Source organism: Gimesia sp., from assembly GCF_048260065.1.
Lineage (GTDB): Bacteria > Planctomycetota > Planctomycetia > Planctomycetales > Planctomycetaceae > Gimesia.
The window spans coordinates 1-7,589 of the sequence record NZ_JBLXHC010000041.1 but is presented as its reverse complement, the minus strand read 5'-3'; the positions used below and the strand labels follow the sequence as shown (position 1 = coordinate 7,589).

9 protein-coding genes are annotated in these 7,589 nt (G+C 46.9%); 8 read left to right on the top strand and 1 reads right to left on the bottom strand.

The genetic code is table 11. The features are described 5' to 3' along the window. The first annotated feature begins 294 nt into the window (after positions 1 to 294). Complete coding sequence (locus ACN0YN_RS31070) at positions 295 to 462, top strand: helix-turn-helix domain-containing protein (RefSeq protein WP_228030344.1); 168 nt, start codon at positions 295 to 297, stop codon at positions 460 to 462. Positions 463 to 468: 6 nt separating this feature from the next. Here the strand turns inward: ACN0YN_RS31070 and ACN0YN_RS31065 are convergent, their stop codons facing one another. Continuing rightward, the gene (locus ACN0YN_RS31065) at positions 469 to 762 is read right to left on the bottom strand and encodes a hypothetical protein (RefSeq protein WP_339688210.1); all 294 of its coding nucleotides are present in this window, start codon (positions 760 to 762) and stop codon (positions 469 to 471) included. Positions 763 to 1,040: 278 nt separating this feature from the next. Between ACN0YN_RS31065 and ACN0YN_RS31060 the strand changes: the two genes are divergently transcribed. The 7 genes from ACN0YN_RS31060 to cas5c form a co-directional block, all read left to right on the top strand. Beyond that, complete coding sequence (locus ACN0YN_RS31060) at positions 1,041 to 1,286, top strand: hypothetical protein (RefSeq protein WP_155366333.1); 246 nt, start codon at positions 1,041 to 1,043, stop codon at positions 1,284 to 1,286. 115 nt (positions 1,287 to 1,401) lie between these two features. Further along, on the top strand, positions 1,402 to 1,689 hold the full coding sequence (locus tag ACN0YN_RS31055; RefSeq protein WP_155366334.1) for a hypothetical protein: 288 nt from the start codon (positions 1,402 to 1,404) through the stop codon (positions 1,687 to 1,689). 24 nt (positions 1,690 to 1,713) lie between these two features. Further along, the gene (locus tag ACN0YN_RS31050; RefSeq protein WP_155366335.1) at positions 1,714 to 1,962 is read left to right on the top strand and encodes a hypothetical protein; all 249 of its coding nucleotides are present in this window, start codon (positions 1,714 to 1,716) and stop codon (positions 1,960 to 1,962) included. A gap of 21 nt (positions 1,963 to 1,983) precedes the next feature. Further along, entirely contained in the window at positions 1,984 to 2,538 is a 555-nt protein-coding gene (locus tag ACN0YN_RS31045; RefSeq protein ID WP_339688224.1) for a plasmid pRiA4b ORF-3 family protein, read from the top strand. 1,120 nt (positions 2,539 to 3,658) lie between these two features. Beyond that, positions 3,659 to 4,675, top strand: a complete 1,017-nt coding sequence (locus tag ACN0YN_RS31040; RefSeq protein WP_417388749.1) for a helix-turn-helix transcriptional regulator — start codon at positions 3,659 to 3,661, stop codon at positions 4,673 to 4,675. Continuing rightward, positions 4,668 to 6,992, top strand: a complete 2,325-nt coding sequence (gene cas3, locus ACN0YN_RS31035) for a CRISPR-associated helicase Cas3' (RefSeq protein ID WP_339688213.1) — start codon at positions 4,668 to 4,670, stop codon at positions 6,990 to 6,992. Before ACN0YN_RS31040 ends, cas3 begins: the two co-directional genes overlap by 8 nt. Positions 6,993 to 7,007: 15 nt before the next feature. Continuing rightward, the coding region (gene cas5c / locus ACN0YN_RS31030) for a type I-C CRISPR-associated protein Cas5c (RefSeq protein ID WP_417388748.1) at positions 7,008 to 7,589 on the top strand (582 nt) is incomplete at its 3' end.

The window sequence follows — 7,589 nt, the reverse complement described above, 5'->3', positions numbered from 1 at the left end:
ATCACGTTTTCGTGGAACTTTATGTTCAAGAGACCATATTAAAGGTTGTCTGAGCGATTGAATGAAATTTTGAAGGGAAATTCATTTACCAGATTCCGTATCGACATTGAGCGTCGTTTTATATTTGTAATTAGTGTGGGGAAAAGAGATCTCGAAGTCGATCCTGTCTGGATCGAAATCCAGACCTCCCTCTGGTGTAGAAAAGTGCTTTATTTCTCCCTTCATCCAGGAATCATGTTTCCAGAACCATGTTTTTGACTGGCCTTCTTTTAGAAAAGAAACATCAATCCGACATTGGGGAAGCAAGGTTACTCTCAGGAGAATTATGCTTACGCGTGTGAGCTGGACCGGACCTACGTCGGCGGGAGCGAGCGGAGGGAACGAAATCTTTCCTTACGGAATATCGAGCGGATCGCCGATACTCTCGAAATCAGCCTGGCAGAACTGCTGGAGAGGGTTTGAGGGAGTTTAGACCTCTGGTTCAGCAACCAGGACCACTCCCAGTCGGTCAGAGTCGTCAGTTTTTTCCTGACTGGCGGCTTCAGGAGTGTTAAACAGCTGGGGAGTCTTTACGCTGGCCGCATCATGCTGGCACACAGCATATCGCAGTCGCGCTGCCAGTAACTGCTGACGCAACCGCTGGATGTCTTCCTGACCCCATGTCGGCTTTATCTGGGGACTGCTAGCATAGACCTCGAACAGATTTGCATCTTCGAGATCCATTTCTTCGCACCAGAACTGCAGGGCAGCTCTGATTAACATGATTTCTTTTCTCGATAGCATTGTGCTCCTTTCATTAAATGTGACTTTTGATAAAAGACGGAATCAGTTCTTGGAACATACATTTTTCTGAACCAGTTGAAGAGATCATCACTGACCTTTTCATCTACTGTAATCTCTTTTGTTTTCGACAATAATATGTATTATTCTCGTGCTCGATAGCTAATATCTTTCCTATTTATCTTGACACGTTTTGAGCTAAAATTTAGATATTTAAAGGCGATACGGAAACAAGGCTCAGAGAAGGGGGCATCTGCCAGTTGAAACATGGAGCGTTATCTGAGAATGAAGTACTGACGCTTGTGCGTGAGCCCGTGGTCGCCTTTACCATCGTGGTCCACGCTTTAACAAACCAAAAAAACAAGCAAGCCTGGATTGCCGCCGATGGTAAGGCGCGGGGATCGTTAACTGACAATGCGCTGCTAGATTCTAGCGGTAGCTGTTTGAAGCTGGTAGAATGGAGCTTCGACAACCACAAGGAAGCCATTATGCCTAACGAAAAATAGATTCAACCCGGCGAGAAAATGCCACTCAAACTGACCACAGCCGAGCGGAAGTTGATTCTTGATGATCTGCTGTACCTCGACCAGGATTACGAGCAGATCATTCGGCAAACCGGTGATGATGACCCTCGACGACCTCTACGACTTTGGCAGCTACTTCTCTGCCGAGTTCAACAACTGCAAAGACAGGAAGAAGCAAAAGAAACTCGATGCCGTGCTCAAAAAGATTCAGCGCTTGCTCGACACGTATATTGATGAAGAGCCTCCGCAGATTTTGAACATTGAGAATGCACACAAGATAAGGATGATTTCCGATCAGGCAGTACAGATCGCTAATTTTGCAGGGGCGACACTTGTGACTGCCGAACAACTTCGCATCAAAACAAAACCGCTCGAAACTTTCTGACTGGAACCGGAACAGCGAGATGTCTTGCTCCTGATTCCCAGCCTGTCGAAGACCATCAAGAATAAGCTGATGAAGGAAAATCCTCTCACTGTGGCGGAAGTTACCAGCATGACAATGTCTCTGGCGGTGGGCCTGCCGGATACCGGGGCTAAAAAAACAGGTGCACTGCTGCTGATTGCTGGCCGCTTGAGGGATCAGCTCGAAGAGGGAATCATGGCGAAGGCTGAACAACAGGAGAATATGGAGGCGGAGTCCAGGCGGAAGGCAAACTAGGATCTTCTCTACCAGTTCAAGATCACACAGCTAGGAATTGAACCCCAGATCAGGAGGCGGATTCAGGTTCAGGAATGCACTCTCGATATACTGCACGAACACATCCAGACCGCAATGGGCTGGGACAACATGCACCTGTACCAGTTCGAGATTAAGGGGGAACGGTACGGTAACCCTGATCTCCTGGACGATGGTTTCGGTGATTTTGTTTGCTTTGACTCGACAGCCACGATACTCAATCAAATCCTCCCCAGGACTGACAAGCGGTTTTCCTTCAAATACGAGTACGACTTTGGAGATGGCTGGAAACATGAAGTCTTATTTGAGGGGCAGCCTCCGCTGGAGAATAACAAGAAGTACCCATTCTGTCTGGAAGGAGAACAAGCCTGCCCTCCTGAAGACATTGGCGGAGTTTGGGGCTATGTGGACTTCCTGGAGGCTCTGGCCGACTCGAAACATGAACGTCACGAAGAGTTCATGGAATGGGGCGGTCCGTTTGAGCCCAACGCATTCGACCCCAAACAAGCGACCAGGGAGATGAAGAAGGGGCTACCGGACTGGATAGTGATGAGATGAGCTTGCACTCAAGTTAACTATCGTCACTCCGCTCCCCCCGCCCCACCTCAAGTTAACTACTTCTCCCGCACCAGTTTCAGTGCATCCTTGCCCCAAATGTAATTTGTCCACAGTTGAATGCCCTACTTTCATGTGGTGTTTACGCTGCCGAACCAGCTGGTGGACCTGATGCTTGCCAAGCCGCGCCTGATCTCCCGGTAGGCACGAATTCCTGCTCCATTTGCAGTCTGTGTCCGCTTCCGAACTCTGGGAGGTCAGCGACACCCCATGAGCCTCAAAATGAGAACCTGCCCGTCCGAGATTTCTTCCCGGTATCACGGAGAAAACAAAACGCCGATTTCTCCACGAGGCATTATTCCCCATAGTCGAAAACGCCCCTGCGGTTCAGTCCAATAGATCATATGCCGCGTGTTGAGTACCCTGAAAAACCGCTCCACCTGAGTGCTAACACGCTGCATATAATCCTATTTAATATGCCACATTTTGGGGATGGATTTATCATTTATAGAGCAAAATCAAACAAAGGTTTTTATTTCACTCGAGAATACATTTCAATATCTAACGAGTATCTGAGTAATTACTACTGGAAAGAACCTTCTCCCAAACGTGCAAAGCAAGCACGCAAATCGAAATTTGATGCGCGCACCTGGTACCTGGAAAAACGGTGGGCTTTAATACTCGAACGAAGTCTGGAATGCGTATACCTGATTCGATGCCAGTTGATTCACGGTGCAGCAACACACGGTGGTAAACTCAATCGTACTTCATTGAAGCATTGTAGTATGATGCTGAATTGTCTACTGCCGACTTTCTTAATGGTGTATGTTGAGAATGGATCAGAAGAGGAATGGGGCACACTTTGTTACCCACCTTCAAATGGTTCATTGAGTTGAAGATGAATTCAATCAAAATTACTTCAATACTGCCAACATGTAAAACACTGAGATTCCTATAGAAGTATAGCCTTTCCCAAGCAGGAAACTCTTTGCACCCGCTTGACTTTCTTTCCATATCTCGCCAGCATGACATGAACATGTGATACGTGCGACACGATCTGACCAGACCATTCAGTACACTGCTGTCTAATAGAAACCTGATTCACAATTCCGCGTAAGGGCTCATGATGGCCGAATCTGCTCAACTGATGCGTCAATGGAGATTACTTCAGATCCTCTCTCATCGCAAACAGGGAGTCACGCTGCAGGAATTAGCCCAAGAAACTGAAGTCTCAAATCGGACGATTGCACGCGACCTTCTTGTACTGAAATCAGTCGGCTTTCCAGTATCAGAAGTGACCACTGCTCATGGTAAAAAGCAGTGGAAGATTGCGGGAAATGTGGGGATTGCCCAATTACAGTTTACTCTCGAAGAGACGGCAGCCCTTTATCTGGGGAGACAGTTCCTGGAACTGATGGCGGGCACTCTCTTCTGGCAGAGATCTCACAGCGCCTATCAGAAAATCAAATCAGCCCTCAGCGAGCCTGCAGTTCGTTTTCTCGAAAAACTGGCATCAGCAGTCCATCTGACAAATCATCACATCGTTAATTATGCGGAGCGTGCTGAACTGATTGATCAGTTGATGCTGGCGATTGAAGATCATCGATTGACTGTGATCACTTATCAGTCTCTCCGTTCAACTGAACCAGTCACGTTGTACGACATCCATCCCTACGCCCTGATCTTTCATAAAGGCGCTTTGTATCTGATTGCCTGGTCGCTGGATCACGGAGCAATCCGGACTTTTAAAGTCGATCGGATTTCAGAAGTGGATGTGCAACCGAACCTGATGACCTTTCAGAGGCCCAAAGATTTCCATCCCGCCAAATATCTGGAACATTCATTTGGTATCTTCGCTGAAGAACGTGCTCCCCAGACCATTCGCATTCGTTTTTCTCCCCCTGTAGTAAGAATCTTGCAGGAAAAGAAATTTCATACAAGTCAACATCTCAGTTATAACAATGATGGTTCGGTGATTGCAGAATATCAATTGACCGGATTTGAAGAAATTCGATCCTGGCTCCTCAGTTTTGGACGTCATGCCCGAGTACTGGAACCTGAGGAACTGGTGGAGACGATTCGCGAGGAACTGGATCTGATGATCGACTCTTATTCCTTGGGAGATCGTTCCTATGACTGAATATTTCGGCCATTCACTGAAGGACCGACCTGTCGAAGAGTGGGAGTCATTGGAAGCACATCTGGAGCTCGTAACAGAGTATGCACTAAGATTCTCAAAAAAACTTAATGCAACTGACTGGGGAGCTTTATTGGGATATTGGCACGATCTGGGAAAATATGATTCCCGGTTTCAGACTTATCTGATGCAGGCGAATGGCTATCTTTTACATTTGGAAGAAAACAGTCGTGTAAACCATTCCAGTTTTGGTGCTCAGCATGCCCTCCAAAGATTCCCATCACCAAATGAAAAACCACTGGCCTATTTGCTTGCGTATTGCATTATGGGGCACCACGCCGGTCTGCCTGATTATGCAGACGAAAATGCAGAACCGGGTAGAGCATCTTCACTCTCTGCACGTCTCAGTGATACATCGACTCTAATTTCATTGGAAGAGATCCCTCAGCAGATACATCAGATGCAGCCTCCTGCCATGCCTCAAATCCGGAAGTCAAATTCTGGTTTCCCCTTTCAGCTTGCGTTCTGGAATCGTATGTTATTCTCCTGCCTGGTGGACAGTGATTACCTGGCAACGGAAGAGTTCATGTCTCCCGATCGCACAAGTTATCGGCCAGTCCTTCTGGATAATGCGATTTGGACAGCGATGGAAGAGGCGTTACATCAGGATTTAACAAGCAAAAGTATTCAATCACGTTCCAAAGTCTCAGAAATACGCCAAAACATTTTAAATTCATGCCTGGAAAAAGCGAAAGAATCCCCTGGTTTCTTTTCATTAACTGTTCCGACAGGTGGTGGAAAAACTCTTTCCAGTCTGGCATTCGCGCTGAAGCATCGCCGATGCCATCACAAAGAACGAATTATTTATGCCATTCCTTTTACCAGTATTGTAGAGCAGACAGCCGGTGTGTTTCGAAATCTGTTCGATACCCTGGATACAGATCTCGTTCTGGAACACCACTCAAATGTCGATCCTGATCATGAAAAGTATGCCTCCCGACTGGCAACAGAAAACTGGGATGCTCCTCTGATCGTAACGACGAATGTCCAGCTGTTAGAGTCGTTATTCGCAGCCAAACCATCACGCTGTCGAAAGCTGCATCGATTGATCAATTCAGTCATAATTCTTGATGAAGCACAAACGCTTCCCGTTGAGTTTTTGAAACCCTGTCTCAAGGTGTTACAGGAACTGGTCACGAATTACGGTTGTACCATTATTTTATGTACGGCAACCCAGCCGGCTATCACGTATCGGGATCAGTTTGACATTGGGCTAAAAGACGTCAGAGAAATCATGCCGGCACCGGATGCGCTGTCGAAGCAAATGAAACGGGTCGAAGTTCGGTCAATGGGTCCTGTTTCGCAAGAGTCGTTACTGGATAAACTGATAACACATGACAGTTTTCTCTGTATCGTCAATTCCAAACCAGATGCTGCCAGATTATTTGAAAATCTGAAAGAACAGGGGTCATCAAATGGACTCTATCACCTGAGTACGAATCTGTGTGCCGTACATCGATTCCAGAAACTGGACGAAATAAGAAGCAGACTTGCTCAGGGGAAGTCGTGTCGTGTAATCAGTACACAACTGATTGAAGCAGGCGTCGATGTCGATTTTCCGGTCGTTTTCAGAGCGATCGCTGGTCTGGACAGTATTGCACAAGCAGCCGGTCGTTGTAACCGTGAAGGGAAACAGGATTCAGCCGACGTCTATGTCTTTGAACCAACGGGAGATGGTTGGACGCGACTATGTGGCTATCTCAAACGAACTGCTGAGACGACTCTAACAATGATGCGCGACGCAGAAAGTCCACTTCATAGTCATGGCTGGTTATCTCTCCCTGCGATCAATCAATACTTCCGATTAAACTATTGGTCGCACAAACAAGAATGGGATAAAAACAACATCCTGGACCAGTTCCGCGTCTCTCTCAAAGATGGCACTCCGGAATTCTACTATCGTGAAGCTGCAAAAAGATTTCGCCTGATCGACGACTATCAAACCTCTGTATTTATTCCCTTCGACGAAAAATCCCGCCAGGCACTATCTCAACTAAGAGCCTGTCTGATGTCCCTCGACCAGACAACGACCACCATGCTAAAACGTAAACTGCTGCGAATCCTGCAGCGTTACACGATTGGTCTAAATCAATTTACGATGCATGCCATGCTGGGGAAAGACATCTCTGAACTATTAGACGCACAAGGACAACCGTCGGGTTATTTCGAACTGATTAATCTAAGCTGCTATGACTTTAATCATCTGGGATTTATGCCACAGCAGGCAGGAATTCTGGATGTTTCGCAATCTATATTCTGAATGAAAGGACAACTGATGAAAAATACATCTATCTCACTTCGTCTGTGGGGGGACTATGCTTGTTTTACTCGTCCCGAGATGAAAGTAGAGCGGGTTTCGTATGATGTCATAACTCCGTCTGCCGCACGTGGTGTTCTCGAAGCAATCTACTGGAAGCCACAAATCCGCTGGTGTGTAGACCGAATCCATGTTTTGGCTCCGATCCGCTTCATGAATATTCGCCGTAATGAAGTGGCAAGTAAGATCTCGGTGAATGGCCCCAAAAAGTCCATGAAAGAAGGAAAAGGGAATTTGGGAATCTATGTCGACGAAGATCGTCAACAGCGTGCGGCGATTGTCCTGCGTAATGTTGATTATGTCATTGAAGCCCACTTCGAGCTTCTGGATCAAACGGAACACCCCAAGAAGCATTTTGAGATGTTCAAACGACGGGTTGAGAAAGGGCAGCACTTTCAACAACCCTACCTGGGTTGCCGTGAATTCTCCTGCGATTATGAATGGATTGACCCATTAGAAGTTGCTGCCTGCCCTGAGTCCCTGCAGGGACAGAAAGAGTTGGGCTACATGCTGCACGACATCGATTTTGATGACGATTGT